Source organism: Paracoccus liaowanqingii (assembly GCF_004683865.2).
In the GTDB taxonomy this organism is placed as follows: domain Bacteria; phylum Pseudomonadota; class Alphaproteobacteria; order Rhodobacterales; family Rhodobacteraceae; genus Paracoccus; species Paracoccus liaowanqingii.
On record NZ_CP040762.1, the window covers coordinates 174211 to 201027 of the forward strand.

The 26817-nt window shown below is 61.6% G+C and carries 28 protein-coding genes, 1 pseudogene and 3 other annotated features; of the genes and pseudogenes, 9 read left to right on the forward strand and 20 right to left on the reverse strand.

From position 1 onward, the window contains the following. Window positions 1-479 precede the first annotated feature (479 nt). A complete protein-coding gene (locus E4191_RS19455) occupies window positions 480-1436 on the forward strand; it encodes a hypothetical protein (protein WP_139616053.1) in 957 nt (318 codons plus the stop codon). A 167-nt stretch (window positions 1437-1603) separates the two neighbouring features. On the opposite strand, the gene E4191_RS19460 is transcribed toward E4191_RS19455, so the two are convergent. The 5 genes from E4191_RS19460 to E4191_RS19480 form a co-directional block, all read right to left on the reverse strand. Next, on the reverse strand, window positions 1604-2647 hold the full coding sequence (locus E4191_RS19460; protein WP_139616054.1) for a substrate-binding domain-containing protein: 1044 nt from the start codon (window positions 2645-2647) through the stop codon (window positions 1604-1606). Beyond that, window positions 2647-3159, reverse strand: a complete 513-nt coding sequence (locus E4191_RS19465) for a gluconokinase (RefSeq protein WP_139616055.1) — start codon at window positions 3157-3159, stop codon at window positions 2647-2649. The genes E4191_RS19460 and E4191_RS19465 overlap by 1 nt, the downstream gene beginning before the upstream one ends. A 31-nt stretch (window positions 3160-3190) precedes the next feature. Then, window positions 3191-4675 (reverse strand): tripartite tricarboxylate transporter permease, encoded by a 1485-nt coding sequence (locus tag E4191_RS19470; RefSeq protein ID WP_139616056.1) that lies wholly within the window; start codon window positions 4673-4675, stop codon window positions 3191-3193. A 75-nt stretch (window positions 4676-4750) separates the two neighbouring features. Further along, window positions 4751-5701, reverse strand: a complete 951-nt coding sequence (locus tag E4191_RS19475) for a Bug family tripartite tricarboxylate transporter substrate binding protein (RefSeq protein WP_135816459.1) — start codon at window positions 5699-5701, stop codon at window positions 4751-4753. Between the two features lie 58 nt (window positions 5702-5759). After that, complete coding sequence (locus E4191_RS19480; protein ID WP_139616057.1) at window positions 5760-6245, reverse strand: tripartite tricarboxylate transporter TctB family protein; 486 nt, start codon at window positions 6243-6245, stop codon at window positions 5760-5762. A gap of 381 nt (window positions 6246-6626) precedes the next feature. Between E4191_RS19480 and E4191_RS19485 the strand changes: the two genes are divergently transcribed. Then, complete coding sequence (locus tag E4191_RS19485; protein WP_139616058.1) at window positions 6627-7649, forward strand: Gfo/Idh/MocA family protein; 1023 nt, start codon at window positions 6627-6629, stop codon at window positions 7647-7649. Window positions 7650-7820: 171 nt separating this feature from the next. Here E4191_RS19485 and E4191_RS24635 read toward each other — a convergent pair whose 3' ends face one another. The 7 genes from E4191_RS24635 to E4191_RS19515 form a co-directional block, all read right to left on the reverse strand. Continuing rightward, window positions 7821-7943 (reverse strand): hypothetical protein, encoded by a 123-nt coding sequence (locus E4191_RS24635; protein WP_269436680.1) that lies wholly within the window; start codon window positions 7941-7943, stop codon window positions 7821-7823. 45 nt (window positions 7944-7988) lie between these two features. After that, window positions 7989-8222 carry a hypothetical protein gene (locus tag E4191_RS19490; protein ID WP_139616059.1) on the reverse strand — a complete coding sequence of 78 codons (234 nt, stop codon included), beginning with the start codon at window positions 8220-8222 and terminating at the stop codon, window positions 7989-7991. Between the two features lie 55 nt (window positions 8223-8277). Further along, complete coding sequence (locus E4191_RS19495; protein ID WP_139616060.1) at window positions 8278-8616, reverse strand: TraR/DksA family transcriptional regulator; 339 nt, start codon at window positions 8614-8616, stop codon at window positions 8278-8280. Window positions 8617-8701: 85 nt separating this feature from the next. Then, window positions 8702-9556 (reverse strand): universal stress protein, encoded by an 855-nt coding sequence (locus E4191_RS19500; protein WP_139616061.1) that lies wholly within the window; start codon window positions 9554-9556, stop codon window positions 8702-8704. A gap of 13 nt (window positions 9557-9569) precedes the next feature. Continuing rightward, window positions 9570-11066 carry a SulP family inorganic anion transporter gene (locus tag E4191_RS19505; protein WP_139616062.1) on the reverse strand — a complete coding sequence of 499 codons (1497 nt, stop codon included), beginning with the start codon at window positions 11064-11066 and terminating at the stop codon, window positions 9570-9572. A gap of 72 nt (window positions 11067-11138) precedes the next feature. Next, window positions 11139-11194, reverse strand: a sequence feature (sul1 is cis-regulatory element that is thought to sense ions involved in sulfur or methionine metabolism; They are found in Alphaproteobacteria). An 18-nt stretch (window positions 11195-11212) separates the two neighbouring features. After that, window positions 11213-11806, reverse strand: coding sequence for an NYN domain-containing protein (locus E4191_RS19510; protein ID WP_135816197.1), 594 nt, complete (start codon window positions 11804-11806; stop codon window positions 11213-11215). 72 nt (window positions 11807-11878) lie between these two features. Beyond that, window positions 11879-11937 (reverse strand) — a sequence feature (sul1 is cis-regulatory element that is thought to sense ions involved in sulfur or methionine metabolism; They are found in Alphaproteobacteria). Window positions 11938-12190: 253 nt separating this feature from the next. Continuing rightward, window positions 12191-13441: an IS256 family transposase gene (locus tag E4191_RS19515; protein ID WP_139616104.1), complete on the reverse strand. Its 1251-nt coding sequence runs from the start codon at window positions 13439-13441 to the stop codon at window positions 12191-12193. A gap of 168 nt (window positions 13442-13609) precedes the next feature. On the opposite strand from E4191_RS19515, the gene E4191_RS19520 reads away from it, so the two are divergent. The 6 genes from E4191_RS19520 to E4191_RS19550 all read left to right on the forward strand — a co-directional run bounded on the left by E4191_RS19520 (window position 13610) and on the right by E4191_RS19550 (window position 18850). Then, on the forward strand, window positions 13610-14809 hold the full coding sequence (locus tag E4191_RS19520; RefSeq protein WP_407947090.1) for a D-alanyl-D-alanine carboxypeptidase family protein: 1200 nt from the start codon (window positions 13610-13612) through the stop codon (window positions 14807-14809). Next, window positions 14793-15158, forward strand: a complete 366-nt coding sequence (locus tag E4191_RS19525; protein ID WP_139616063.1) for a hypothetical protein — start codon at window positions 14793-14795, stop codon at window positions 15156-15158. The genes E4191_RS19520 and E4191_RS19525 overlap by 17 nt, the downstream gene beginning before the upstream one ends. 12 nt (window positions 15159-15170) lie before the next feature. Then, window positions 15171-15226: a sequence feature (sul1 is cis-regulatory element that is thought to sense ions involved in sulfur or methionine metabolism; They are found in Alphaproteobacteria), on the forward strand. Window positions 15227-15499: 273 nt separating this feature from the next. Continuing rightward, window positions 15500-16390, forward strand: coding sequence for a glycosyltransferase family 8 protein (locus E4191_RS19530; RefSeq protein WP_176562813.1), 891 nt, complete (start codon window positions 15500-15502; stop codon window positions 16388-16390). A gap of 63 nt (window positions 16391-16453) precedes the next feature. Further along, window positions 16454-17485 carry a polysaccharide pyruvyl transferase family protein gene (locus E4191_RS19535; RefSeq protein WP_176562814.1) on the forward strand — a complete coding sequence of 344 codons (1032 nt, stop codon included), beginning with the start codon at window positions 16454-16456 and terminating at the stop codon, window positions 17483-17485. A 699-nt stretch (window positions 17486-18184) separates the two neighbouring features. Next, window positions 18185-18343: an integrase core domain-containing protein gene (locus E4191_RS19545; RefSeq protein WP_139616066.1), complete on the forward strand. Its 159-nt coding sequence runs from the start codon at window positions 18185-18187 to the stop codon at window positions 18341-18343. Window positions 18344-18565: 222 nt separating this feature from the next. After that, window positions 18566-18850: an HU family DNA-binding protein gene (locus tag E4191_RS19550; protein ID WP_228461854.1), complete on the forward strand. Its 285-nt coding sequence runs from the start codon at window positions 18566-18568 to the stop codon at window positions 18848-18850. Between the two features lie 237 nt (window positions 18851-19087). Here the strand turns inward: E4191_RS19550 and E4191_RS19555 are convergent. After that, window positions 19088-19759: pseudogene (locus E4191_RS19555) on the reverse strand (ATP-dependent DNA helicase); the annotation flags it as partial. 314 nt (window positions 19760-20073) lie between these two features. Here E4191_RS19555 and E4191_RS19560 point away from each other — a divergent pair. Continuing rightward, window positions 20074-20349, forward strand: a complete 276-nt coding sequence (locus E4191_RS19560; protein ID WP_139616067.1) for a hypothetical protein — start codon at window positions 20074-20076, stop codon at window positions 20347-20349. A gap of 465 nt (window positions 20350-20814) precedes the next feature. On the opposite strand, the gene E4191_RS19565 is transcribed toward E4191_RS19560, so the two are convergent. The 7 genes from E4191_RS19565 to tnpA all read right to left on the reverse strand — a co-directional run bounded on the left by E4191_RS19565 (window position 20815) and on the right by tnpA (window position 26775). Then, window positions 20815-21444: a histidine phosphatase family protein gene (locus tag E4191_RS19565; protein ID WP_139616068.1), complete on the reverse strand. Its 630-nt coding sequence runs from the start codon at window positions 21442-21444 to the stop codon at window positions 20815-20817. A 191-nt stretch (window positions 21445-21635) separates the two neighbouring features. Then, window positions 21636-22442, reverse strand: coding sequence for a phosphonate ABC transporter, permease protein PhnE (phnE, locus tag E4191_RS19570; protein WP_139616069.1), 807 nt, complete (start codon window positions 22440-22442; stop codon window positions 21636-21638). Between the two features lie 25 nt (window positions 22443-22467). Then, window positions 22468-23268, reverse strand: coding sequence for a phosphonate ABC transporter ATP-binding protein (phnC, locus tag E4191_RS19575; protein ID WP_139616070.1), 801 nt, complete (start codon window positions 23266-23268; stop codon window positions 22468-22470). A gap of 17 nt (window positions 23269-23285) precedes the next feature. After that, the gene (phnD, locus tag E4191_RS19580) at window positions 23286-24173 is read right to left on the reverse strand and encodes a phosphate/phosphite/phosphonate ABC transporter substrate-binding protein (protein WP_139616071.1); all 888 of its coding nucleotides are present in this window, start codon (window positions 24171-24173) and stop codon (window positions 23286-23288) included. A gap of 251 nt (window positions 24174-24424) precedes the next feature. Beyond that, window positions 24425-25981 carry an IS66 family transposase gene (tnpC, locus tag E4191_RS19585; RefSeq protein WP_139616072.1) on the reverse strand — a complete coding sequence of 519 codons (1557 nt, stop codon included), beginning with the start codon at window positions 25979-25981 and terminating at the stop codon, window positions 24425-24427. 54 nt (window positions 25982-26035) lie between these two features. After that, complete coding sequence (gene tnpB, locus E4191_RS19590) at window positions 26036-26389, reverse strand: IS66 family insertion sequence element accessory protein TnpB (protein WP_136886773.1); 354 nt, start codon at window positions 26387-26389, stop codon at window positions 26036-26038. After that, window positions 26386-26775 (reverse strand): IS66-like element accessory protein TnpA, encoded by a 390-nt coding sequence (tnpA, locus tag E4191_RS19595; RefSeq protein WP_139616073.1) that lies wholly within the window; start codon window positions 26773-26775, stop codon window positions 26386-26388. Before tnpA ends, tnpB begins: the two co-directional genes overlap by 4 nt. Between the last annotated feature and the right edge of the window lie 42 nt (window positions 26776-26817).

Below are 26817 nucleotides of genomic sequence, written 5' to 3' on the forward strand. Positions count from 1 at the left end.
TGGTGGCAACGTCGGCTCGGCCTGAGTGCTGCAACTACCTACATTGCATTCTGCTTCATATGCGCCCTTATTTGCAGTCCATAAAGGCGATGGATGCCCAGCAGTATGCCACCATTCCGAGATCTAAAATACGTACCTCATTTTCTGACGATTTTTTCGGGGATAGCTAAATTTTCTGGTTTGGGTGAAAACTAATTGAGCTCACAAGTTCCTCGCAGTGGAGCTACTCCGAGGGATAGTGCTCATCCGCTGCCAGTTAGGTGAAGCGCGTCATAGACCCGCATCCCGGCAGCCAACTTTCAAAAATCGCCCTGTCCGCAACATCTATTGTTCATGAGCCAAAACTGTAAGTGAGGTCACTTTGCGACGCCGGCATCATGCCGAAGGCAACAAAATCAGAGGGGCTGGAGACTGAGGTGCAAAGGGCTTATACTTGGCAGGATTGAAGCGAATGTTTCTTGATAAGGAGTACGCCTTTAATGACTGAGTTGCGAATGGGGAATAATAGAGATCGTCATGCAATCAATAACAAGTCTGCCCTCTTTAGCAGGCGGGGGTTCTTGTATGGAACAGCGGCTGTTACGGTAGGAACTCTGATAACATCAGGACTGGCACAAGCGTCCGAATTGAACTCATTCTCGATGCGCGTGGTTCACTCTGGTCATTCGCTGACTGATCCAATTGTGCCTGTATTGGACATGATGGTTGCTGCTGCAGGTCAACAAGAAGCGCGTAGTCGCGTGATCGACCGTTCAACCACCCCTGGCAGTCCGATGGACTGGCGGTGGGATCACCGCAACGAGTACATGCCGGACGCCCGCCACGATATCGCTGACTATGACACGTTAGTGCTTACTGAACGCGCGCCTCTATCCAACACAGTTCAGTGGCATGATTCAGAAAACATGGCGTTGAAATGGTTTTCCCATGCCTGGAACGAGGGAAATAAGGGTGCGGGTGCCCGAACCATTCTGTATGCTACCTGGGTTCACACAGACAGCGGACCCGATTTTGATAATCCTTACGATGACCCAGATGGACATCTAACTTTTCGAGAACGATTGCCACTGGAGATGGAGCGCTGGCAAATTACTGCAGATGAAGTCAATGAAAACCGCCCTGACGGTTCTGCACCTCTGCGAGTTATTCCGGGACCGCTCATCATGGCTGCTGCTCATGACGCTATCGCTGCGGGCACAGCACCGGGCCTGAATGAAATAGAAGATCTTTTTCTGGATACCATTCATCTCAATGCTCAAGGCTCTTACTTAATTGCGCTAGCGCATCTTGCGGTAATATACGGATTTGATCCGCGCAATCTAACGAATTTTCCCGTGCGCGTTGAGGTACCTGATCCTGCGACGGCAGATTGGATGAAGCAGCTCGTCCACGACGTGCTAAAAGACTATCCGGATGCTGCCTATGCAACTTCCTGATAATTAATTCTGGTGAGCCAGCAGAAAAACCGGCGCTGATGATAGGTTGGGTGCCTCCTTCTGCCGGCACTTCCGCTGCTACTTGCAGAACAAGGTCAGGAGGAGAAACTCATCCCGTTCATGATGCTCTGTCTGTTCATCAGTAAACCTCCAAGGCCGTTCTAGATTTAAGATCGTACTTTTCCCGCAGCGCCGACCGTCTCGCCCAGATCGATTTCATAGCCGAGGTCGATCACCATCTGCGCCGCAGGCTTTCCCGCCAGCCGGTCCAGCAGCTCGGACGCGGCGCGGGCGCCGATGCCGTAGCGGTCGGTGCGCACGCTGGCCAGACGGGGGATCATCGCCTGCCCGATATCGAGCGCATGAAACCCCGCGATGGCCATCCGGTCCGGGACGGCGATCTCCTGGCGGACGCATTCGAAATAAGCGCCAATCGCCACGTCGTCATTAGTGCAGAACACCCCGTCGGTCGCCGGATAGTCCGCCAGTACCTGCTGCATCAGGGACGAGCCGCCGGTGAACGAGGATTTCTCAGTCGTCTCAACGCTGACCGGCACCAGACCGTGATCGATCATCGCGGCGGCGTAGCCGTCGAAGCGCTGCAGCGTGCGGGCATCCAGGCGCACACCCAAATAGACGATGTTGCGGCACCCCTCGGCCAGCATGGCCCTGGTCATTGCCTGGGCGGCAGCGAAATTGTCATAGCCGACGGCCTGCTGCAGGGCGGGGCTGCGGCTGTCCATCACCTCGACCACTGGGATGGCGGTGATGTCGATCATGCGCAGCGCGTCATCGGTATGTGCACGGTCGCCCAGGATCAGTCCGTCGATATTGGCGGCGATCAGCGAGGCGATGCCCCGTTGCTCGGCCAGCGAGTCATATCCGTAATGGGCGATCATCACCCGGTATCCGGCAGCCTCGGCGGTTTCCACCACGCCCGCCAGGACCTGCGCGAAGACATGGTTGGTGACCGAGGGCACCATCATCCCGATGGACCTGCTGGGCGCGCCCGCCAGCATCATCGGCGCGTTGTTGGGCAGATAGCCAATTTCGCGCGCCGCCTCCAGGATGCGGTCGCGCAGGGGCTGGCCGACCGAGGCGGGCAGGCGCAGGCAGCGGCTGACGGTCATCTTGGTCGTGCCGACACGGTCGGCGATGGCCTGCAAGCCGGGGCGCCGGCGCTTGCGCCACGGCTCGGCCGGGGTTTCCATCAGCGGGCCGGGGCGGCGCCTAGGGCCGCCAGCGAGGCGTCGATAACCGCCTCCAGGCCGGGCTCGACCGAGACATGCAGAACCCCCTCGTCCCGGGGCTCTTCCAACTGATCGAACTGGCTTTTCAGCATATGCTCCCCGGCAAAGTAATGGTCGTCGCGCGACCGCATGCGGGTGCTGATCGTCCGGAAGCTGCCATGCAGATAGAGGAAGGTCAACGCGGGATCGCTGCGCCGTAGCCTGTCACGATAGCGTCGCTTGAGCGCTGAGCAGGCCAGCACCAGCCGGTCCTCGGTCGCGATCAGATCAGCCAGCGCCTCCAGCCAGCCGGCGCGGTCCGTGTCGTCCAGCGGCTGGCCGGCCGCCATCTTGGCGATATTCTGGGGGCTGTGCAGGCTGTCGGCATCGACGAAGCGCAGGCCGAGGCTGGCGGCCAGCGCCCGCCCCACGGCCGTCTTGCCGCAGCCCGACACGCCCATCACCACGATCCGTCCAGGTTTTGTCTTGTCCATGTCCAGCCTCAAGCGTTATGATTGCGGGGCATCAGGCGCGGGCAGCCTTGCGGCGCATCTGCACGACCATGGCCAATAGTGCCAGCACGATCGCGACTAGCCCCTTGGACAGGTCCGAGGCCAGCAGATACTCGACCAGTCCCTGCCCACGGGCATTCGCGATCAGCAGCGACCGCGACAGGTTCGATTCGATCAGCGGGCCCAGCACGACGCCGATGATGATGGGGGCGGGCGGCACGCCGATCTTCTTGAAGACCGCTCCGATGATGCCCAGGGTGATGGCGATCAGCACGTCGAAGACGCTGTTGCGCAGCGAGTAGGCGCCGATCAGTGACATGACCAACACCGTGGGCACGATGTATTCCATGCGGATCTTCAGAATATAGGCGAAATACTTGATCCCGAAGGCGCCGATCAGCGCCATTGCCACCACGGTCAGGATCATCCCGTAAAGGAAGATGAAGGCCACGTCCGGGCGGGTCTGGAACAGGCTGGGCCCCAGCACGATGCCATGGACGACCAGTGCGCCGGCGATGATCGCCGTGGTCGGGCTGCCCGGCACGCCAAGCGCCAGCAGCGGCACCATCGACGAGCCCACGGTAGCATTGTTGGCGGCCTCGGCGGCGATGATGCCCTCGACATTGCCCTTTTCAAAGGTCTCGGGCTGCTTGGAACTACGCTTGGCCTCGGCATAGGACATGAAGACGGCCAGAGTGGTGCCCACGCCCGGCAAGAGCCCGATCAGGTTGCCGATAGCATTGGCCTTCAGAAGCAGGATCTTGTGGCGGAAGATGTCACGGATGACGGCCAGCCGGGTGATCGACTGTTCAACATAGCTGACCTGCTGGTCCGACCGCTTGCCGATGTTCAGGATCATCTCGGCGATGCAGAAGAGGCCCAACACCACCGGCACGACCGAGACGCCCGTCCGCAGGTCCGGCTGGCCGAAGGTGAAGCGGTCCTGCCCCGACACCTGATCCAGCCCGATGGTGGAGATGAACAGCCCGAACAGCACCGCGAAGGCGGCCTTCAGCAAGCTGCCTGCCAGCGCGCCCACAATGATCAGCCCCGACAGGGAGATGAAGAACATCTCGGCCGGACCGAACTGCAGCGCGAAGCGGGCCAGCGGCGGTGTGAAGAGGATCAGGACGATCACGCCCACGAAGCCGCCAATGGTGCTGGAAAAGATCGAGTAATACAGGGCCTCTTTCGACCGGCCCTGCTGCGTCAGGGGATAGCCCTCCATCGCGGCGGGGGCGGCGACCACGTCGCCCGGCACGTTGATCAGGATGGCGGTGATCGAGCCGCCATACATGCAGCCCATGTAGATGCCACCCAGCAGCAACAGCCCGACCTCGGGCGGCAGCGCGAAGGTCAGCGGAAGCAGCAGCGAGATGCCGACCGCCCCGTTCAGGCCCGGGATGGCGCCCACGACGATGCCGATCAGCACGCCGGAAAACACCGCCGCAAGGACGGGCCAGCTCAGCAGCATGGGAAGATAGGTCAGGATGTCCATGGGCCACGGCCTTTATGCGGGCGGAAAGCGAGGGCAGGCGGTGGGGACCGCCTGCCCGGGGATCAGATCCGCGGATCAGAACTGATCGCGGTTGGCCTCGATGACCTCGGCCAGGGCGGCGTTGGTTTCTTCAACCTTGGCGCTGACCGCATCGCTGTCCAGATAGGCATAGGGCAGTGCTGCCGTCTCGAACCGGGCAATCAGCTCTTCGTCGGTCGAGATCGCGTCCAGCGCCTCGGTCAGGCGGGCGCGGACGTCATCGGGTAGGCCCGAGGGTGCGACCACGACGCGGCCGACCTCCATCACCTGGTCGATGCCTAGCTCGCGCATGGTCGGCACGTCGGGAAACATCTCCATCCGCTCGGCCGAGGCAAAGGCCAGCGGCGTGCCGCCCGCATCCACGATCGGATCGTGGCTCATCGACGAGGTCGAGGCCAGGTCGATATGACCGCCCAGCACCGCGTTCATCAGCTCTCCGCCGCCGGCATAGCGCACCGGGGTCAGCACCGATTCCAGCTTGTCGCCGAAGGCCAGCGCATTGAGCAGGCCAAGCGATCCGCTGTCGCCCACGATCACTGCGCCCGGGTTCTGTTCAGCATGGGCGCGCAACTCGTCCAGCGTCGAGAATGCGGCACCGGGCTTGGCAAAGACGCCCATCGGCGTGCTGTCGAACTGCGCCAGAAAGTCCAGATCCTCGGCGGAATTGAACGCCACCTCCCGGGTGCTCTCGATGACGAAGTTGTCGGGATAGCCGAAAACGCCGATCGTGTAGCCGTCGGGATCGGCCGCCGCGATCTCGGCAATGCCAATCTCGCCGCCCGCGCCGGGGCGGTTCACAACGTTCAGCTGCACACCCAGCTCTTCGCCCAAGCGTTCAGACACGAGGCGCGCGACGGTGTCGCCACCCCCGCCCGCGCTGTAGGGCACGACGACGGTGATCGCCTGGCCGGGGTAATCCTGCGCGGCTGCCGCCATGGGCAGCAGGATCGCGGCGGTTCCGCCCATCAGGGCCTTTGCAAAAGTCATGGTGTTCTCCTCCTTGAAACGTCAGTCGATGTCAGGGTGGTGCCCCGAGAGCGCAGTGTCAGAGCAGCGCCCCTGTGGGCGCGGGCAGGCCGATCAGCCGGTCGAAGACCAGATACAGGACCAGCGTGGCCCCGACCGCCAAAACCAAAGCGACACCCGGATCGCGCCACAGCCGGACGGCTCCGTTCGCGACACGGCAATGCCACAGGTAGACGGCGATAATCAGCAGGGGCGAGGTGAGGTAGAAGCCGATCGCATAGAGCAGCACGCCCGCCGCGATCAGGATGATCGCCGGCACACCGACGCTGCGGCCCCAGTCCGCCTGTGCGGCCTCGGCCGGGCGGCCGCGCATCCCGGCCAGGATCGCAAGCGCCACGATGCCCGCCCCGGTCGCCGTCATCAGCGCCAGGACGAAGCGCGGGAACAGGCCCGGCCCGGGCGCCAGCGATTGCGCCTGCAGAAACAGCGCCAGACCAATGGTGAAGATTACCCCGCCCAGCACGATGTCGCCTGCATGGCTCTTCCACCCGGTACGAATGCTCATGTTCCCTCCCCGAAACAGCTCCCACGACGCTGTTACGCGTAATGTTACGCGTAAAGCAAGAGAAAAATACTATTCCTGGAAACGCCCATCACCTACGTTATGCCTGAAAACCGCTGCCAAAGACGGTGGGTGCAGCCCAAACTCGCCCTGCCCGCAATGCCATCTCTCGCTTCTGGGCGGCGCCGAAGCGGGCGCAAAATGCGGTGTGATCGGGGCCTATACGGTCCTGGAATTTGCGCGGGTGATGGTGTTTGCGCTGGTGGTTAATCGCTGTAGCGTCAGCGGCATGTCGGCGGGCGCTGTCAGGGGATAGGTCTATGGCATGTTACTCGTAGCGCCTGACGGATCGGGGTACGGGCTACGGATGAGGAAGAGGAAGCGATGACCGAAACACGAAAGACAGTCTGGGGGGTGCTGAGCACCGCCAATATCGCCGTCAACCAGGTCATTCCTGCCTTGCAGAAAAGCGAACGGCTGGTTGTCGGCGCGATCGCTTCAAGGGATGAGGACCGGGCTACGGCGGTCGCGCGAAGCCTCGGGATCGCCCGCGCCTATGGCGACTATGATGCCCTTTTGGACGATCCCGAGATCGACATCGTTTACAACCCGTTGCCCAATCACCTGCATGTTCCTTGGACCCTGAGGGCATTGGAGGCGGGCAAGCATGTCCTATGCGAAAAGCCCCTTGCGCTAAGTGCAGCAGAGGCCGCATCTCTGATTGAGACCAGCCAACGCACCGGAAAGAATGTGCGCGAGGCGTTCATGATCCGCGACCATCCGCAATGGTTGCGCGCCCGCGAACTCGTCCAGGGCGGCGCACTCGGGGAGGTCCGGGCAATCCATGTCAGCTTTTGCTACGACAATCGCGATCCGGCGAATGTGCGCAACCAGTTGGATATTGGCGGAGGTGCGCTCTTTGACATCGGCTGCTATGCCGTCGCGGTAGGCCGTTTCATCTTCGCCTGCGAGCCCGAGCGGGTCGTGGCAGAGGTCGATCGAGATCCGGATTTTGGAACCGACCGCCTGACCAGCGCCATCATGGTCTTCCCCGGGGGACGCCGCCTTGTCTTCACCTGTGCCACGCAGCTTGTGCGCAGCCAGGACGTTCAGATTATCGGCACCACGGGGCGGGTCTCGATTGCTGTTCCGTTCAACCAATCTCCCGATCGCGAAGCCCGGCTACTGATGGATGACGGCACGGTCCTCAAGGGCGGGGACCCCGCGGTCGAGACCTTCGGGCCGGTCGATCAGTATCTGCTGCAGGCGGAGGCCTTTTCAGACCTGTGTGTGTCGGGGAGTGTCGACCCGTATGGCCTGCAGGATGCCATCCGCAACATGAGCGTCATCGATGCCCTCTGGTCGTCTGAAGAGACAAGGGGCTGGGCCGACGTCAGGCAGGACTGATATGCGCTGGCCTGCCGCAGAACTTTCCCCGCGGGAGATTAGGTAGGCTGGCCGGGATCTGACTAACTGGCAAATCGGCTGCATGTAATCTGCTATCCGAAGCGCGGTACCAAATCCAGAAGGGGACAGTTCAACGGAGTTGTTGCGGTATCGTGGGCAATAGCCACAATATCATTCAAGCGTGTGGAGTGGTTCTGAGCGCGCAGCGGTCTTGCACGAGCCAAAGTCATTCCTGCGGATAAACCAGAACAAGCAGGCCACGGCGGTGGTGTCCACATGGTCCGGCTTGATCATGAAGTTTCCTTGCGGTGTGATGGTGAGAGTGTTCGCATGCCCCTTTCAAATGGCTGACGGCGCGGGGGGCGGTGCGTCTCCTTCGTTGAGGACGCGCATGTCGATCTCGGGGAACTGGGCGCGGATCAGGGCAAGCGCCTCGACAGAGGCCAATTCAAGGAAGACCTGATCGCCGACCCAGAACGCCGACAGCTCTCCGGGGCAGAACGCGCGCATATATTCATCCAGATCGGACATGGTCTTCTTGCTGATCCGGCCGACGGCAATGTTGAGGGTCATGGTAGGGTCGCCTTGTAAAACTATCAGGGGGTCTGGAAATCGAGAAAGCCGTTGGTTAGCCGCGACACCCCACACAGCGGGTGAAGGTCGGATCAAGCTCTAGACGCTTGACGGGGATCGGATCGCCGCAGTCTTCGCAGGTGCCGAATTCGCCGGTATCGATACGTGCCAGAGCGGCGTGGATTGCCCCGATGCGGGCATGACGACGAACGTCGACCGCGCTGGCCATAGCCTGGTTCTGCATCGCATCCATCCGGGACAGACGACCAACGCTCTGCTGGTCCAGTTCGACCGGCTTGCGGGCCTCGACCGTATCACCCGATGCCTTCTCCAACTGCGACAGTTCCAGCTTCAGGCGGGGCGAAAAATGGGTAGCAGCATCCTGTGGGTCCAACTGCCTCTCCTCGGTCCAATCCGTCAGGTATTCGGTGAACCTGCTCCCGGGCAAGCCGGAAACAGGGTGAGACGTCCGGGCGATCTCAGCGATACATCAGGACCGGGATCCTGACGGCCTGGACCATCGCGGTGGTGGTCGATCCGATGATCAGGCTGCGGATGCGGGAATGGCCGTAGGCGCCCATGACCAGCAGGCCGAAGCCCTCGGCGGCGACCACCGAGTGCAGCACGTCCTCGGGCTCGCCCGGCGCGATGCGCGTGTCGGCGGTCAGGCCTGCGGCCCCAAGGGTGCGCACTGCATCGTCCAGCTTGCCGCGCAGCGCGGGCGTGGCCTCGCCCACATAAAGCAGCGTGATCTGCAGCCCCTGAAAGACCGGGCTGTCCGACATGCGCTGGACCGCCCTCTGGGCCGAGGTGCTGCCGTCGAAGGCCACCAGCACGCGGCTGATGGGCGCGAAGGCGCGCGAGGCCACGAAGACCGGCACCTTGGAGGCGCGCACGATGCGCTCCAGGTTCGAGCCCAGATGCGCCGTGGCGTACTCCGCCCCCTCGCCGCGCTTGCCGATGACGATGGCGCGCAGGTCGGGCTCGACCTCCTGGACGGCCTCCAAGATGTCGCCCTTGCGCAGATGCGGGGTGACCTGGCCCACGCCGTCGGTCTGCAGGATCGCCTGCGCGTCCTCCAAGATGGCGCGGCCCCGGGCCTGGGCCAGCCGGGCGCGGCTTTCGTCGGCGCTGGCCAGCTCTTCCAGCAGGGCCGAGCGTGCGCCAAGCGTCAGCGCCCCCGAAAGGTTCTGCGAGCTGCCGATTTCGCGCCGGCCCAGGACGTGCATCACGTCGACCGCGGCGCTCAGGCGGGCCGCGATCCAGGCGGTGTGGTGGCAGACGCTTTCCGAATAGGCCGAACCGTCGACCAGTGCGAGTATTCTGTCGGTCATGATCTTCCCTCCCTCAATGTGACATCAGCTTGTCGAGCGCGCCGGGCTTGTCGTGGATGGCCAGCTTGTCGACCAGCGTCTCGGACGCCGCGTTCATGCCGATCAGTTCGACCTCGGCCCCGTCGCGGCGGAACTTGAGGATCGCCATGTCCAGCGCCTGCACGGAACTGATGTCCCAGATATGCGCGCCGGTGACGTCGATCACCACCTTTTCCACCGCCTCCTTGAAGTCGAAGGCCTCGGCGAAATCCTCGGCCGAGCCGTAGAACAGCTGCCCCTCGACCAGATAGGTGCGGGTGCGCCCGTCCTGGGACAGGCTGGAGCGGATGCGGAACAGCTGCGCGATCTTGGCGGCGAAGAAGATCCCCGACAGCATCACGCCGACCAGCACGCCGATGGCCAGGTTGTGGGTGTAGACCACCGTAAAGACCGTCGCGATCATCACAACAGAGGACGAACGCGGATGCGTCTTCAGGTTGCCAAGCGACGACCATGAAAATGTCCCGATCGCCACCATGAACATGATTGCGACCAGCGCCGCCATTGGAATGATGGCGACCAAGCCGCCCAGGCCCACGACCATGATCAGCAAGGCGACCCCGGCAGCGAATGACGACAGCCGCCCGCGCCCGCCGGATTTGACGTTGATGATCGACTGCCCGATCATCGCGCAGCCTGCCATGCCGCCGATGAAGCCGGTGGCGGTGTTGGCGATGCCCTGGCCCACGCATTCCTGGTCGCGGCTGGACTTGGTGTCGGTCAGGTCGTCGACGATGTTCTGCGTCATCAGGCTTTCCAGCAGGCCCACGATGGCCACGGCCAGCGAATAGGGCAGGATGATCAGCAGCGTGGTCAGGTTCAGCGGGATGTCCGGGATCAGGAAAACCGGCAGCGTGTCGGGCAGCGCGCCCATGTCGCCCACCGTGCGCACGTCCCAGCCCGTGAACCAGACCAAGGCGGTCAGCACGACGATGGTGACCAGCGGCGAGGGGATCGCCGTCGTCAGGCGCGGCAGCAGGTAGATGATCACCAGCCCCACGGCGACCAGCGCATAGGTCAGCCAGGTGATGCCGGGGACGGACAGGTCCAGCTCGGTCAGCTGCGCCATGAAGATCAGGATCGCCAGGGCGTTCACGAAGCCGGTCATCACCGATTTCGAGACGTAGCGCATGAAGCGCCCCAGCTTCAGCAGCCCCGCACCGATCTGGATCAGGCCAGCCAGCACGGTCGCGGCCAGCAAGTATTCCAGCCCGTGATCGCGCACCAGCGTGATCATCAGGACAGCGGTGGCGGCGGTGGCTGCCGAGATCATCCCGGGCCGGCCGCCCACGAAGGCGATCAGCACCGCGATGGAGAAGCTGGCGTAAAGCCCCACGCGGGGGTCGACGCCGGCGATGATGGAAAAGGCGATGGCCTCGGGGATCAGGGCCAAAGCCACCACCACGCCCGCCAGCAGGTCGCCGCGGACGTTACCGAACCACTGGTTCCGGTATTCAGATATTGAGATCATATACGGTCCATTACCCTGCCTCGGAGGGCCTTCTTGTAAGGCGGTCCGGCATTGAAATCAGGGCTTCTCAAAGATTATCCGGCGGATTGGCGGCCGGAACAGCCACCCGGGCTCTCACCGGGTCCTTGCGCTTGCTGGTTGGGAAGTCAGCCGATCCTGCGGTCAACTCCCCCTAATCTTGGCGGCTCGTGTGGCATGTCCTCGTGCCCATCCTCGGGCATGAAGAACCGGACATCATTTGCCAGATCGATGAACTCATCGGCGAGTTCCACCAATGGTGGAGGCGGAGCAATGCTCTGCGGAACCGAGAGGCTGGAGATAAGCGTGACAGTGACGTCCATCTTCGCCAAGCGTTCCAAAAGCGGGACCAGCTTGGCATCGCCAGCCAGGACGACAATTCGATCGGCCTCGTCAGCGGCTATAATCGCGTCTGATGCCAAAGCGACGAGATTGGTGCCATAGCGTTCCCGGACGTACCAAGGCTCGTTGAAATCATCGACGCCATGCCGGGTGATCGCATGACGTTCGAGCCAGTCGAAAAAGCGCGTCATTCGGGCCTGTTCGGCGCTGTCGCGGCTGTCGCGATAGTAATGCGCAGACACGGAAACGCCGTCTGCGGAGAAATGAGATATCAGCTTCTGAAAATCGATCAGACGACCAAGCTTGGTTTTCAGGCGATCAACATGGCTGCCATCAATCAAAAGCATCGTTCGCGCCAGATCCGGCGTGTCTATGTTCATAGGGTTTCAATAACTCGCCCGAGCATGCCCCGCGTTTGGCGGTCTGTGCATTTTTAGGACGTAAGCTCGGTCAGGTTGCCGGGGGATGGGCGCCCGGAGAAGCCATCCCATCTCAATCGACGGGATCCGATTCGCAGAATAAATGCCACATCGAGATCGTTTTCACAACCATGTGTTTCGCAGCTTGATACAGAGCCACCTGCCGGCCCGAGCCCGATAGGCTTCTTGACCTGTCTTGCTGGCCACGTTGCGCATCGCATCCGAGGTCGCTGCACGCCTCGAGACGCGGGAGCCCTACATCTACCTTCGGAACTTATGTCCGCAAGAGTACAAAATCGGATCGGTTTATCGACCGAGATATACGCAAAAGTTGGTGACGCCTGATCAAGCGGCATTTTGAAGTTGGCGGATGCCGTCCCTGAACTCAACCCCTGCGATGACCTCGGGGAGGCGGTTCTGGCCGTCGAGTTTGCGCCATTTTTTCTGTGCCGACATCATCAGCTTGAACGCCATGGCCAGACCGGTCTTGCGGCTCAGGCAGCCCTTGGTGCGTTTTGTGCGATGCCGAACGGTGGCGAAGGTGCTCTCGATCGGGTTTGACGTCCGGATGTGTTTCCAGTGCTCGGCCGGGAAATCGTAGAAAGTAAGCAGCGCGTCCCGGTCCTTGACCAGCTTGGCGACCGCCTTGTCCCATTTCACACCATAGGTTTCGATGAAGAAGTAGAAGGCGACGTTGGCCTCGGCTTCTGTTTCGGCCTGCCAGATGTCGTGCAGATGGCCCTTGGCCTTTGCCTGCATGGACTTCGGCAGCGCGTTGAGCACATTCATGGTCTTATGGACCCAACAGCGCTGTTCCCGTGTCGAGGCGAACACCTCGCGCAACGCGCTCCAGAACCCCAGGGCGCCGTCGCCGATGGCCAGTTTGGGGTCCTGTTTCAGGCCACGCCGTTTGAGATCGAGCAGCACCTCGCGCCAGCTTTGCGTGCTTTCACGAAAGCCGTCGGTCATCGCCAGAAGCTCCTTGCGGCCGTATTCATCGGCACCCACGATCACCAGAACACATTGCTTTTCCTCAGCCATGCGCGGCTTGAAATACACGCCATCCGCCCAGATGTAGAGAAACCGCCGCGAGCCGAGGTCGCGTTTCTGCCAGGCCTCGTAGTCCTGCCACCAGTCAGCCTTCAGCCGCGTGACGGTCTTGGCAGACAGGCCCTTAGCGTTCGGCCCCAGCAGCGCTTCCAGCGCCTCGGTGAAATCGCCCGTGGACACGCCCTTGAGGTAAAGCCACGGCAGCAGCTCCTCGACCGATTTCGCCTTGCGCAGATACCGCGGCAGGATGCTGGGCGTGAAGGTGATCTTGTCTTCGCCAACGCCCCGATCCCGCACGCGCGGCACTTTCACGGGCACCGGGCCGATGCCGGTAATCACATCGCGCTCCGGCAGGTGTCCATGGCGAACCAGACGCGCCCGCCCGTCATCAAGCCTTTCCTTGGAAAAGGCGTCCATGAGCGTGGCCAGCTCGGCACGGATTGCCTGTTCGATCAGCTTACGTGCGCCATCGCGGATGACATCCGTGAACGCGTCGGCGCTAAATCCCGATGGATCGGGCAGATGGGTGATGGTAGTATCTGACATGTGGCATATCCCTTTCTCGACAGAGAATTGACGGCGCGTGAACACCGCCATGATATGCCGCCCCTCAGGGCATCACCAACTTTCGCGCGTTTCTCTGCTAGCGTCAGTTTATTGGTGACGGACATGCGACAAACGACATGTTCGCTTTGAGGCAGAAAGATAGCGACAGTGAAACAAATCAATTCCACATTCCGCCTATGGCGCCATGTTCTAATAGTCATGGTGCTACTTGTTTCGCCGGCAACCGCCGCGCCGTTCGCGGCCTATGTCATGGACGCACGCACGGGCGAGGCCATTTATCAGCAGAACGCAAACACAAGACTACATCCCGCATCGCTGACCAAGATGATGACGCTTTACATGACGTTCAGCGCCATAGAACGCGGAGAGGTCAGGCTGGACAGCAAGTTCACCATTTCCAGAAAGGCTGCGAATGAGCCCCCGTCCAAGCTGGGTCTGCGCGCCGGGCAGGAGATCGAGCTACGCTATCTGATCCGCGCCGCGGCGGTCAAATCGGCCAACGATGTGGCCACGGCGCTCGGCGAAAACCTTGCCGGATCCGAGGAAGAGTTCACCCGGCAAATGACCCAAATGGCGCGGGCTCTGGGCATGAACAACACTCAGTTTCGCAATGCGCATGGCCTGACAAGCAAGGGGCACTATTCCACCGCACAGGACATGAGCCTGCTGGGGCGCCACCTGTTCTACGACTTTCCCCAATACTACAACCTGTTCTCGCGCCGCTCGGCAGATGCGAGCATCGCGCGGGTCGCGGCGACCAATCGCCGTTTCCTCGATGACTACGACGGTGCCGACGGCATCAAGACAGGCTATACCCGCGCAGCGGGCTTCAACCTGACGGCTTCGGCACAACGCGGGAACAAGCGCCTGATCGCCACGGTCTTTGGCGGCACCTCCACGGCGCAGCGCAATCAGACGGTCGCCAAACTGCTGGACGACAACTTTCCCCGCATTCCTGATCGCGTGCGCGAAACCCCTCCGCAGGCACCCCAGGTCCGGACCGTGTCACGCCGGGCAAATGTGACTGCCAGCGCCGCGGCAACCCGGCCCGAGCCGCACCGGATGGTCCTCCAGGCATCGCGGGCCCCGACAGCCCGTCCGGCTGGCCTGGCGGGCGCGCCTGAAGGCGATGCGCCATCGCGCGCCGATCGGCTGGCTCTGGACAACAGTCCGCGACCCGACAGTCGTGCAGATCTCGGAACCTCCGCGCCGAACGCGACCTCCGCAACAGACATCAGGGCAAAGGGGCACCCGTCGGCCCTGGCCCTTGGTGCATCGTCCCGTCCTGGCGTGAACCCGCGTGCGCAGAGCCCGATCCTGGCATCTGCGAATGACGGTGACGGCTGATCAAAATCGTCAGAAATCCGTTCTAAGTTTTCTGCCGATCACCACGCAGAGCAGCGTGATGGCCCCGCACCACAAGCCCAGAAAACAGGCTTTGGGTTGGAAAGTCGATGCCTGCATCGATCAACACGCCGGTAATCCCGGGGCCGATGGCGGTGGAGATGACCATGCTCGTCGTGGCCATCGACCGGATCGCGCCAAGGTGCGCAGTGCCATAGAGCACCGGAAACAGCACACCCCAGAGCGAGCTGGCCATGCCTTGGGTGATGCCAACTACCCCAAGAGCTACATGCCGCAGTGCATCGGTCCGCCGCAGGGTCCGGTTGATCTTGGAGCCTCTTTCCGTTTATGAGGGAACCAGACGCAAGGACCCGGTGCAATCCCGGGTGGCTCTTCCGGCCGCTCATCCGCCGGATCATCCTCTGATAAACTCTGTATGACAATCGGACCAACTCTATGGAGACAATCCGGTGCAGGGTATTGGACCGCGTATGATTTTAACATCCAAGTGCCGGGACCGGTGGCCCTCTAAGTCCGTGGTGCCATGCTGAGGGGGCCTTTTCCGTTTGGGGCCGGGTGTCGTTCGCATGCCGATCTGAAACGCGCAGTGACACCGCACGTCGTGGTGTCTGCCGCAAACCCATCATATTTTGCATGAACGGAAAGGGGCCTCATTTGCCTGGCACGCCACGCATGGTCAAGATCGCCTACGTCACCGACCGCACCTTCCTGAAGCCGACGCTCCTATCTGTCTGGAGCCTGCTGCAGCATCTGCAGGGGGCTGCTGAACTGCACTTCTGGGGCGATGGCCTCTCCCCTGAAGACTGGGCGGATGTCGAGGCGGTCACTGCCGGACACGCGGGGCTCACCTTGGTCTGCAAAGATATCGGCAGCGGATACCTGGAGGGGGCGCATGGACCGACGGATTACATCACCGCAGCCACGATGGGACGCCTGTTCATCCCGCGGCTGATCGATGGATATGTCCTCTACATCGACGGTGACACGCTGGTCACCGGTGACGTCGGACCCCTGTTCCAGATCGAAATGGACGACGCCTATGCGGGCGTGGTGCGCGACTATCACATCACGCATTGGCTATCCGAGCCGGAAAAGACGACGGCGGACCGGGATGCACGGCTGGCGGAGATCCGGCAGTTCATGGGCCCCGCGCGAGTCGAGGACTACTTCAACGCAGGCATCCTCTTGCTCAACTGTGACGCGCTTCGAGCGCATCCCGCCCTGTTGGCACAGATGGAAGACGTCGCCGCGGCCTCGGCCCGCACCCATGGGGACCAGGATCATCTGAATGCCCTATTCGGGACCGACGTGATGCAGCTTGATCCGGCGTGGAACGCCTCCTGGGGGCGCATCCGCCGACACAGGGGCATGCTGGCCCGATCGGGATTGGTCACCGCAGGAGGGGTGCCCGGCAGTCCGGCGATCCTACACTATCACGGACCAAAAAAACCTTGGCGGGATCGTCGGTGGGATGCCTGGTCGTCGCGTGGCCGGGCAACGCTGAGCTATCGGCGTGCCATGCACCGCTTCGTGCAGCAGTATCCGCATCTGAAGCCTCTCTGAAACACGGTTAGGATGGCTTGCCGCCGCCTTGCAGGATCAAATCACTTCGGGAATTCGCGTGACATGTCCGAGCACCATCAGTCCATAGCCGAAACCAACCAACGCGCGCTTCTGGTCGGACACTTTTCGACCGTTGGTGACGTGGAGGTGCTGCGACAGACGGAACGTCAGCTGCAGGCACTGGGAATGGCCTATGACGTCACGCCCTATACCGACGCGCGCGAGGCGGTCGACAGCACCTGGCTGAACCGCTTCACTTTGGACCCTGCGCGCTATTCGCACCTGTTCGTCATCTGCGGTCCGTTTACCCCGGCGATGGCCGTGCAGCATGAAAGCATCTTTGATCGCTTCAAGCACTGCGTTCATATCGGGGTCAACCTGACGATGGTCGAACCGCTCGCGACCTTCAATCCATTCGAGGTCCTGCTGGAACGGGACAGTGACAGAACCGTGCGCGCAGACCTGAGCTTCCGCGAAGCGCCGTCCCGCGTTCCTGTCATCGGGCTGTGCCTGACCGGGTTCCAACGCGAGTATGGCGATCGCCACCGGGGCGCGTTGGCCGAGGAGAAGCTGCGCCGGCTGATCAAAAACTCGGGGGCGGCGGTCATCGAGATGGACACCTCCGTGCCTGCAGCCATGAACCGTTTCGGCCTGTCGAACGCGGCACAGTTCGAATCCATCTGCGCACGTCTCGATGCCATGCTGACAACACGGCTGCATGGCATGGTGCTGGCCCTGAAGAACGGCATACCAACCATCGCCATCGACCCCGTTGCCGGCGGCGACAAGGTGACCCGCCAGGCACATAAGCTGGGTTGGCGCGAGGTCTTCGAGCCGGATCAGGTCAGCGACGACGATCTTCTGGCGGCATTGACGCGGTGCCTGTCGGAGGCCGGACGTGCCGATGCGGGTCTCGTTCGGGACAGGGCCATCGCATCTCTGGATGGTTTCGACGAGGAATTGGCCATGGCGCTGCAGGCTCGCCCCGACCTTGGATTGCGCGATGACCTGATACCGAAGGTCGGGATGGTTCTTGGATTACGGAAACGGTTCAAGGCATGGAAACGGCGCCGGCGCGCTCAAAACCGCGTGTGAGAAGACACTTGTTTCGCAAATAAGCAGTTCAACCAACAATTATCGTCAATTTTGGCTCGACATTTTCCGCTCTGCTTCGTCTGAACGGTCGTCGGGCGGCGGCCCCCTGGACCAGACGGATCTTAACGGCCGCTATAGGTCAACTGCTCGTACTGCACCTGCATTCGCTGCGGCTGTTACGAGTGTCGGTGATGGGCCTCTCGCGTCAATGTCCGGTCGCGTGCGCCATTGTGGCCACTCGGAATACGCCCGACTTCGAAGGCAGTAAGGTAGACCTGATCAACCCCTGGAATGCAGAATGAATCCCGTTGAATTTGAACAGGCCATCTTCGAACTGGCAGAGCGACCCTCCGATCCTGCCGAGTTTCCTTGTGCCTTTTTGAGGGCATTGCGGAAACCAGGACACGAGCATCAGGCGGCTTCGCAGCAGGGCGACCACTGAACCAGAGTTTGCGGGGCCGGGGGGCGCCGTCCTCCAAACGAACACCATCAACTTGCTAGCCTGCGCGCGTGGCACCGGTGCTGAGCCGTTGCCGGCTTTCACAGCCAGTTCCCTCACACTTACGCGCAGCCCAGGTTCATAATATGCGCCGTTCCTGCCCCATTGGGACCTTGCTTGCATTTAACTTCAAGTTCACTGCCATTGCCGCGACACAGCGCACGATGTCCGCCTGTCGGGCGCAGCCGGTCTTTGCATAGATGCTCTTGAGCTGCGTCCTGACGGTATCCGGCGACGCGCAGGAAAAACTGGAGGATTGGCGTAGGCACTACAACAAGGACCGACCCCACAGCGCGATTGGATATAACGTCCCGGTTGCCCTGCATTATCCCGGCGGCGCAGCCAGCCCGTCGCCATGACCAAGCCGGAAAACTCCAGCATCCGGCAGTCCAAGGTTGGGGAGCAGCAAAAGTGCGGGCAGACCCTCGTTATGATCGAGGGTCCCACGGGGGGCAGGTCACTGCTCGCAGGACATTGCCGCTGCTGCCCGGCAGGACCGCCCCAAGCCGGATTGAGGTGGCACGGCTGGCTGGCATTGGCTATCCCCTGTCAGACATATCCTGAATGGCGAGGAGAGAACCATGAAGCCGATGACCAAGACCGAGTTGCTTGCGTCTCTGGCTGAGAAGTCAGGCCTTCAGAAGAAGGACGTTGGAGCGGTCCTCGATGCACTCTCCGAACTCGCGACCTCAACCGTGGTGGAGGGCGGTGCCCTGACGCTTCCCGGCCTCGGCAAACTTGCATGCCGCGACCGTCCCGAGCGCCAGGTTCGCAATCCATCGACGGGCGAGGCCATGACAAAATCCGCCGATCGGGTGGTGAAGTTCACGGTGGCCAAGGCGCTGAAGGACAGCGTCAATACCTGATGGCTGCCGATCCGGGGAATGGGTCGCGTAGGTGACGCGAACCAGGTGACGCGGCCTTGGTCAAGATCGACATTTGCCTGTGGTCGCGCTCACGTCAGGCTGCGGGGGACCCATCTCGGACGGTGCGCATCTCACTCTGGATAGATTGATCCGGCATCAGGGTGACCACCCGCCTCTCCATTCCCTGGTCGCGGGTGGCACTGGCCGCGACAGAGGGGACGCCTTTGCTGCTTCCGCTCAGCACGGCTTTGCAGCGGCCAGCCACTCGTCGAGCTTTGACAAGCGGCGGCGCCCTGAGGTGTTTTTGACGGCGATGGCCACGGCCCTCTTCTGCCCCACCAGCACGACCAGCTTCCTGCCGCGGGTGACGCCGGTGTAGATGAGGTTGCGCTGCAGCATGGCGTAATGCTGGGTCATCACCGGAATGACCACCGCTGGATACTCCGAGCCCTGGCTCTTGTGGATGGTCGCGGCGTAAGCTGGCACAAGCGTGTCCAGTTCCCCAAAGGCGAAGACGACCGTGCGGCCGTCGAAGTTGACGGCCACCTCGCCTTCATTCAGATCGACGTCCCCGACCATGCCGATGTCTCAGTTATAGACCTCTCAGTCGTAGTCATTCTCGATCTGCATGACCTTGTCGCCGAGGGAAAAGGTCCACCCGAACCGCTCGACCTTTTTGTCGCCTGCCGGGTTCAGGACGGCCTGCAGTTCGATGTTGAGCGACCGGGCGCCCACACCGCCCCGGTTCATCGGGCAAAGGACCTGGATGTCCCTGATCGGATCGAGGCCGAACGGGCGCGGGATGTGTTTGCTGACAAGTTCCACAATGCGCTGTACGGCCTGCTCCGGATCCGCCGCCGGCACAAAGTAGACGTCAGCCTCTGCGTCTGGTGGTGTGAGATCCGGTATCGGCATCGTCGAAGACCAGTAAAAGCGCATTGCCGCCCAGTTCCCGCACCTAATGCCTGTGAGCATGACAAGTTGATAGGGGAGGTTTCCCGCGATGTGCCCCTAAACGGCTTGCATCCCAATTTTTAGGCACGACTAGAATTGGTCATCCGAATGGGGCTCTAGGAGAGTACCGTCGTTATAAAGTCATGTTAAGGGTGCATTTAATTGGTAAATACTCGCAGCACGAGTATGACACCTCGCGATGTCGACGGGATCATGATCCGGCTGCCGTATCCAGAAGAGGCGAAGAGGAAGATGTAATGGACGGGGCTATGCTGACGTTCGAGGGTGTTGCCAGGCTGGCAGGCCGCGTGGAGGCTTCTGAGGACTACTTTGAGTTTCGCACGCATGCGGCCCTGAGCAATGCACAGCTCAATGAGCTTCATCGCGCCACGATCGAAATCGATGGGAGGACCGAAGGCGTACTTGTCGAGAGTACGGATTGGCTGAACCACGCATCCGATCAAAGCCAAGTACCGAACGGCCTTCGGCTAACATTGCGCCGCAATATCCCGACTATCGTCTCCCTCGAGGACGCCGAGTACTAGGGTGATCTTCTGATAGATCTCCAGCGAAAGCCCTTAGAGCCAGCAAAATGCGTCTACTGCCGGGACCAGCCCGCGGAAGATCGCCGCCAAGGATACAGCGAGCATGATGGTAGCCTGTTGGGATGCCACTCAGAACTGACCCAGCAGCAGTAGCTTGAGCAGTAAATAATAGCACACCTTAGGGGTGACAAACTCTACCCGAAAGGACATGTTTTTACCTCATACAAAAGGAGGCTATTGTCCCGTTGTTTCGTGTCCGGAGTTGGTAGTAATGATCAAGAATGAGCCTCATGCAATCTATCTGCCGGTGATCAGCCGGAACGATTGGACCCTCATTTCACAGGCTCTTTCTGCATACGGGCACAACCGTGAGTATCAAGGACTTATTCAAAAGCTGACCCGGCAGATAGGCGACGTTGAAATGACCTCTCCCCAGGGAACACTGACCAGGAAGCGGAACGTCCGCTAACGGACAAATCCTTCCGCCGAATATTCTGACGGCTGACGCCCGACGCGTAAGGTTTCCATGGGTTGCCATTCCTGCAACGGCCGTCGCTCTTCGGCCTCAAACGAGAACCAGAACCCACCGCCAGGTCCCTGATCAAAGCGCCGGCTGATCCCGACGTTCGACAGGGCACAATAAAGAAGCGTCCCGACACCGCCGTGTCCGACAAACAAGACGTCACCCTCTTGCGAGACGGCAAGGCAAGCCTCAACCGCGGCAACGATACGACACTGGGCATCGATGGCTCGTTCCCATCCACGTACGTCTTTAAACGGATTGGCAAAGAATTGGTCTGCCACCCTCTCGAACTCCTTGGGAGGCAGGAAGCCAGTGGCGGTGCGATCATTTTCGTGCATCTGCGGATCAACCTCAAGTTCCAGGCCCAGGGCGGCAGCCAGAGGCAGCGCCGTCTCCAGCGCTTTCACTTCGTCACTGCTGATCACTTTACCGGTCTGTTGTAGGACCTCAGGTCGTGCGGCCAGTGCGGAGACCCGAGCACGCCCAATGGAATTCAGTGACCATTGGCGGACATCCTTTGTGGGCTCGATAAGAACTTGAGGATGCGTCAGGTAGCGAACAGTTCGCGCCATGCCAAACCTTTTGAGAAGATCTGCCGAGTTCGACTTTCGAGGTACGCCGTCGCCCCGTCAACGCCAGAGTTCAGATGCACATCTGAGCGTCGTACGCTGGTCATCAACATGACGCAGTTAACTCATCTCTCTTTTCGCCATTTCGTCGTAATCACTCGGCTTGGGCGCGACGTTTGCGATGTCCTTCCCGGTCAGATCACTTTGCTGCGGATGAATGAGGAGATCTGCTCGAACGCAATGACAACCACCAGAATGACGAGGATGATCGCACAGGCCTCGTCGAAGTTGAACAGGCGCATGGCGGTGGACAGCTCGACCCCGATCCCGCCCGCGCCAACCAACCCGAGCGTCACAGCAGACCGGATCGCCTTTTCTACCGAGTAAAGGCTGGTCGCTGTGATCGAGGCCAGCGTTTCAGGTACGATCGCCCCCAGGATCACCGACAGCCGCCCCGCCCCGGTTGAGGTCAGCGCCTCGGCCGGGCCCGGCTTGACCTCTTCGATGCGTTCGGAAAAGAAGCGCGCGCAGAACCCGATCGTGTCGATGATGATCGCCAGGATCCCGGCAAGCGGCCCCAGTCCCACGGCCACGACAAAGATCAGTGCCCAGATCAGGTCAGGAATGGTGCGCATCGTGGCGATGATCAGCCGGGTGATGGTGCGCACGACCGGATGGGGTGTCATGTTGGACGAGGCCAGCAGCGCGAAGGGCAGGCTGAGGATCACGCCGAAGGCGACACCCACCACCGCCATGTTCATCGTTTCCAGCATCGACCAGGCGATCACGTCCAGTTTCGAAAAGTCCGGCGGAAAGGCCAGTGACACGAACCGCCACAAGTTGAACATGCCGCGCCACAGCCGCTGCGGCGTGATATCGGCAGACATGAGGCCCTGGATGAAGAAGGCCGCAAAGGCGAGGATCACGATCCACGTCACGGCTGAAGGGGCGGCAAAGCGGGGGGGCAAGGCGGGCTTAGACTTGCTGTCGATGGGGGGCATGCGTTGGTCCGTTCGTCCGGAAGGGTCAGGCATGGGCAAGATCGGCGGTCACCGTCCCGGCTGGTTGGTCGACGCGCACCGCGCCATGGTAGAGACCGTCCAGCTCGGCGCGAGGCAGGTCGTCGGCCGCGCCGTCCACGACGATGCGCCCGGCCTTCATGCCGATGATCCGCTGACCGAACTCGGTTGCCAGATCCAGCTGGTGCAGGGTGCACAGTACGGTCAGCCCCTCCTCCGAGACGATACGGAACAACAGTTCAAGCACTTCGCGTCCGGCCTTGGGATCCAGGCTGGCAATCGGCTCGTCCGCCACCACGATCGAAGGCGCCTGCATCAGCATTCTCGCGATGGCCACCCGCTGCTGCTGGCCACCTGAGATTTCCGAAGGACGCGCCGCTGCCTTATCGGCCAAGCCGACACGCTCAAGGCAGGTCATCGCGCGGTCCCGGTCCTCGGCCGAGGCAAAGGCCGACCAGGTCCGCAACAGCCCATGTCGGTTGCGGCCAAGGGCTCCGAACAGCACGTTCTGAAAGACGCTGACATTTGGGACCAGGTTGAAGTGCTGAAACACATAGCCGACCTGATGGCGCACGGCGCGCAGCCCCGCGCCCTTCAGTGTGGAGATTTCAGTGCCCAAGATGGTGATCGTGCCACCATCATGCGGGGTCAGGCGATTCAGGCATCGCAGTAACGTGGATTTCCCACAGCCATTGGCACCCAGCAGCACGACCCCCTCGCCCGGCGCGACCGACAGATTGATCCCGCGCAGCACATGGACATCGCCATATCTCTTGTGCAGGTCGTGGATCTCGATCGCGGGGGGCAAGGGGGCCACTGTCACGCTTACTGCTCCAGCTGGATGCCGGCCGCGGCATAGGCGTCGCGGACGATATCGTAATCGGCCGCCGTCGTCTCGAAGCTGAGGCTGGCGTCGTTGTCCAGGAACTTGTCCTCATTGCGCGGCGTCTCGATCAGCGCGGTCCACAGCTCGTCGGAATTCTCGGACAGCACTTCGCGCAGGGCCGACTTGCATTCATCGTCCAGCGTTCCGCGCATGATGATCGGATCGCCTGGCAGGATGCCGCTTTCAGCGATCACGCGGTATTCGCCCTCTGGGTCCAGTTGCATGATGTTGTCCATCTCGCGGTTGCCACCGCCCATGGCATCGACATCGCCATTGACCAGCACGGCGACCTGCGCATCGGCGGCCATCACGATCTCCAGATCGCGGTCGATGTCCAAGCCAGCCTCGACCAGCATCTGGCTGGGAAAAATGTGACCCGAAGTCGAGCCGACATCCTTGAGCGCCACCGTCTTGCCGCGCAAATCGGACAGTGTCTGCACGTCACTGTCCGCCTTCACGTAAAAGCTGCTGCCGTATTGCGGGCGTGCGATCGAGAACAGTATCTCGATATCGGGCTGACGTTCGGCGAACAGCACGAACTCCGACGGGCCCGCAAAGACCAGATCGACCTCGTCAAACTGCAGGGCGGTGCCGGCGGCAGTACGGTTGGATAGGCCGAACATTTCCAGTTCGACACCCGACACTTCGGCGAATTTTTCTCCGAAGGGCCCGAAGGCTTCCGCCAGACCACCCATTCCTTCGATGCCGGTATCGGCCATGCGCAAGCTGGCGGGGCAGACATCGGCCGCGGATTGCGCATGCACCGGCAAGGCACTCGCGACTATGGTCGAAAGAAAGGCCAGAGCAGTCATTGGTTTCGTCGTCATGATGATCTCCTGTGTGGTGCGACACGGGATGCGCCGTTAACTGTCGGGTCGGTCTGCATGACGGGTGTGACGAAAGGACGACTACGGCGCGACAATCGGATGACAGTTTCTCGTCGGTCCGGACATCATGGCCTTGCTCTGCCCCTGAGGACTGGACCGTTGCAAACCTGAGTTTTCGGCCGATCATCCTTGGCTAGAGGAGGAGTTGCCGGAAGAAGAATGGTAAGCGGTCGCTGGCCCCCACTGTCGACTTAGCTTGACGGCTTGAAGTTCCACGGTAGCAGGTCATCGAGGCGGCTTTGTGGATGGCCGGTGGCGATCGCCGTGAGGGTGGCCTTCAGATAGGCAAAGGGCTCAATGCCGTTGATCTTGCAGGTCTCGATCAACGAGGCGATGCGGCCCCAGGCAACGCCGCCTTCGTCGTGACCTGCGAAGAGCGCATTCTTGCGATTGAGGGTGATGGGGCGGATCAGATTTTCGACCCTGTTGGAGTCGATCTCGATGCGCCCGTCGGTCAGGAAAGCTTGCAGCCCTTCCCAGTGGTTATGGATATAGGTGAGTTTTTCGCCCAACCGGGATTTGGTGGAGATCTTTCGGCGTTGCGCCTGCAGCCAGCCGCCGAAGGCGGCCACCAGCGGTGCGGTGCGGGCTTGGCGGGCCGAGAGGCGCTGGCCGGGCGAGACACCGCGGATGTCGGCCTCGACGGCGTAGAACTCGGCGATGCGGCGCAGCCCCTCAGCAGCGATCTCGGAGTCATCGCGGTCGAAGACTTCCTTCAGTTTGCGCCTTGCATGCGCCCAGCAATGCGCGACCCGAATGGGGGCACCGCCCTTGCGGATCGGTTTGGTCAGCCGGTTATAGCCTGTGTAACCATCGATTTGCAGAATGCCATCGAAGCCTGTCAGGAAGGTCTCGGCATTCTCGCCTGCGCGGCCGGGGGCATAAAAGTAGACCACGCCGGGCGGGTCCTCGCCGCCCCACGGCCGGTCATCGCGCGCCAGTGTCCAGAGATATCCGGTCTTTGTGGTCCCACGCCCCGGGTCCAGCACCGGGGCCGTTGTTTCGTCCATGAACAGCTTGCCCGACCGTTTGAGATGCTCGGCCAGCCGGTCCACCACCGGCATCAGATGGAACGCGGCCTTGCCCACCCAATCGGCCAGAACGGCGCGGTGCAGATCAAGGCCCGCCCGCGCCAGGATCTGGCTCTGTCTATACAACGGCAGATGGTCCGCATACTTGCTGACCAGCACATGGGCGAGCGTCGCCTCGGTTGGCAGCCCGCCCGTGATCAGGCGGGAAGGTGCTGATGCCTGAGTGACGCCGTCGGTGCAGGACCGGCAGGCATATTTCGGGCGGACGGTGACGATGACGCGCAGCTGGGCAGGCACGATGTCCAGCCGCTCGCTGCGGTCTTCACCGATCTTGTGCATGATGCCGCAGCCGCAGGGGCAGATCAGGCTGGCGGGCTCGATGACCTCTTCGATACGCGGCAGTGCAGCCGGTAGGTTGCCGATATTGCGCTTCGGCGCGGGCCTGGTCGCCCCCTTGTCCGTCCTGGTGGCCTGCGTTTCCCTCGAAGCCTCGACCTCGGCCAACGCAATGGACAGGTCCTCGAAAGCCAGCTGCCGCTCATCCTCGGTCAGCTTTTCCGACCGCTTGCCATGCAGGGCATGGTTCAGCTCGGCGATCAGATGCTCCTGGCGTCTGGTGATGTCCTTGAGAGCCGCCACCTCTTCCAGCAACGCCTGAACCGCCGCGCGCTGCGCGTTGGGAATGGCGGAAAGATCGAGAACAGAGGCTGCGAACATGCTCTGATTTTATCAAGGATCTCCGGCAAAAACATGGAAAATCAGGCAACTGATTCATTCTGCCGCAGCAGGGGGGCGGGTTTCCAGAGCTTTGACCTTGCGCCAGTCGAGCCCGGCAAACAGCGCCTCAAACTGGGCATGGTTTAGCGCCATGATCCCGTCCTTGATGGCCGGCCAGGTAAAGGTTGTATCCTCCAGCCGCTTGTAAGCCATTACCAGACCGGTGCCGTCCCAATACAAAAGCTTCAGCCTGTCCGCCCGGCGCGAGCGGAACACGAACACCGTGCCGGTGAACGGATCCTTGCGCAGCACCGACGACACCAGTGCAGCCAGGCCATCATGCCCCTTGCGGAAATCGACGGGTTTGGTCGCAACCATGATCCTCACGCGGTTGGAGGGGAAGATCATGGGGTAGCCGCCAGGGCGCGCACGACCATGGCAATCCGCTCCGCCGAGGCCCCGACTTCCAGACGGATCACCACCGCGCCCGCGACGATCTCCGGCCGGGCCACGGCACCGACATCGGCCCGCGGCGCATCTTCAGCGGGGCCGAGCAACAGCGCCGCAAACTCCACCGGATCTTCAGGAGCAGGCAGCACCAGTCGCCCTTTCCGCGCCAGCGTCCGCCAAGAAGAGACATGGTTCGCCGGCACCCCGTGCCGCCGCGCAACGGTATTCACGGTCACGCCCGGCATCAGCGTCTCCGCCACAATCCGCGCCTTTACCTCATCCGGCCACTTCCGGTTCCGACGGCCGCGGCCGCCACCCGGGAGAAGCTCCAATGCAGACTCCATGGAGAAACTCCGTCCCAACAATCATCACGGTCCAATGAACCG

Bases quoted from the DNA above. Each gene is read 5' to 3' on its own strand.
- E4191_RS19560 (WP_139616067.1), top strand. From the start codon at position 20,074: ATGCTGACGTTCGAGGGTGTTGCCAGGCTGGCAGGCCGCGTGGAGGCT.
- E4191_RS19505 (WP_139616062.1), bottom strand. From the start codon at position 11,066: ATGATCTCAATATCTGAATACCGGAACCAGTGGTTCGGTAACGTCCGC.
- E4191_RS19480 (WP_139616057.1), bottom strand. From the start codon at position 6,245: ATGAGCATTCGTACCGGGTGGAAGAGCCATGCAGGCGACATCGTGCTG.
- E4191_RS19485 (WP_139616058.1), top strand. From the start codon at position 6,627: ATGACCGAAACACGAAAGACAGTCTGGGGGGTGCTGAGCACCGCCAAT.
- E4191_RS19470 (WP_139616056.1), bottom strand. From the start codon at position 4,675: ATGGACATCCTGACCTATCTTCCCATGCTGCTGAGCTGGCCCGTCCTT.
- phnD (WP_139616071.1), bottom strand. From the start codon at position 24,173: ATGACGACGAAACCAATGACTGCTCTGGCCTTTCTTTCGACCATAGTC.
- E4191_RS19465 (WP_139616055.1), bottom strand. From the start codon at position 3,159: ATGGACAAGACAAAACCTGGACGGATCGTGGTGATGGGCGTGTCGGGC.
- E4191_RS19455 (WP_139616053.1), top strand. From the start codon at position 480: ATGACTGAGTTGCGAATGGGGAATAATAGAGATCGTCATGCAATCAAT.
- E4191_RS19565 (WP_139616068.1), bottom strand. From the start codon at position 21,444: ATGGCGCGAACTGTTCGCTACCTGACGCATCCTCAAGTTCTTATCGAG.
- E4191_RS19530 (WP_176562813.1), top strand. From the start codon at position 15,500: ATGGTCAAGATCGCCTACGTCACCGACCGCACCTTCCTGAAGCCGACG.
- E4191_RS24635 (WP_269436680.1), bottom strand. From the start codon at position 7,943: ATGATCAAGCCGGACCATGTGGACACCACCGCCGTGGCCTGCTTGTTC.
- E4191_RS19525 (WP_139616063.1), top strand. From the start codon at position 14,793: ATGACGGTGACGGCTGATCAAAATCGTCAGAAATCCGTTCTAAGTTTT.
- E4191_RS19460 (WP_139616054.1), bottom strand. From the start codon at position 2,647: ATGGAAACCCCGGCCGAGCCGTGGCGCAAGCGCCGGCGCCCCGGCTTG.
- E4191_RS19515 (WP_139616104.1), bottom strand. From the start codon at position 13,441: ATGTCAGATACTACCATCACCCATCTGCCCGATCCATCGGGATTTAGC.
- E4191_RS19535 (WP_176562814.1), top strand. From the start codon at position 16,454: ATGTCCGAGCACCATCAGTCCATAGCCGAAACCAACCAACGCGCGCTT.
- E4191_RS19550 (WP_228461854.1), top strand. From the start codon at position 18,566: ATGAAGCCGATGACCAAGACCGAGTTGCTTGCGTCTCTGGCTGAGAAG.
- E4191_RS19475 (WP_135816459.1), bottom strand. From the start codon at position 5,701: ATGACTTTTGCAAAGGCCCTGATGGGCGGAACCGCCGCGATCCTGCTG.
- E4191_RS19490 (WP_139616059.1), bottom strand. From the start codon at position 8,222: ATGACCCTCAACATTGCCGTCGGCCGGATCAGCAAGAAGACCATGTCC.
- tnpA (WP_139616073.1), bottom strand. From the start codon at position 26,775: ATGGAGTCTGCATTGGAGCTTCTCCCGGGTGGCGGCCGCGGCCGTCGG.
- E4191_RS19500 (WP_139616061.1), bottom strand. From the start codon at position 9,556: ATGACCGACAGAATACTCGCACTGGTCGACGGTTCGGCCTATTCGGAA.
- E4191_RS19510 (WP_135816197.1), bottom strand. From the start codon at position 11,806: ATGAACATAGACACGCCGGATCTGGCGCGAACGATGCTTTTGATTGAT.
- E4191_RS19545 (WP_139616066.1), top strand. From the start codon at position 18,185: ATGCTCTTGAGCTGCGTCCTGACGGTATCCGGCGACGCGCAGGAAAAA.
- tnpC (WP_139616072.1), bottom strand. From the start codon at position 25,981: ATGTTCGCAGCCTCTGTTCTCGATCTTTCCGCCATTCCCAACGCGCAG.
- phnE (WP_139616069.1), bottom strand. From the start codon at position 22,442: ATGCCCCCCATCGACAGCAAGTCTAAGCCCGCCTTGCCCCCCCGCTTT.
- tnpB (WP_136886773.1), bottom strand. From the start codon at position 26,389: ATGATCTTCCCCTCCAACCGCGTGAGGATCATGGTTGCGACCAAACCC.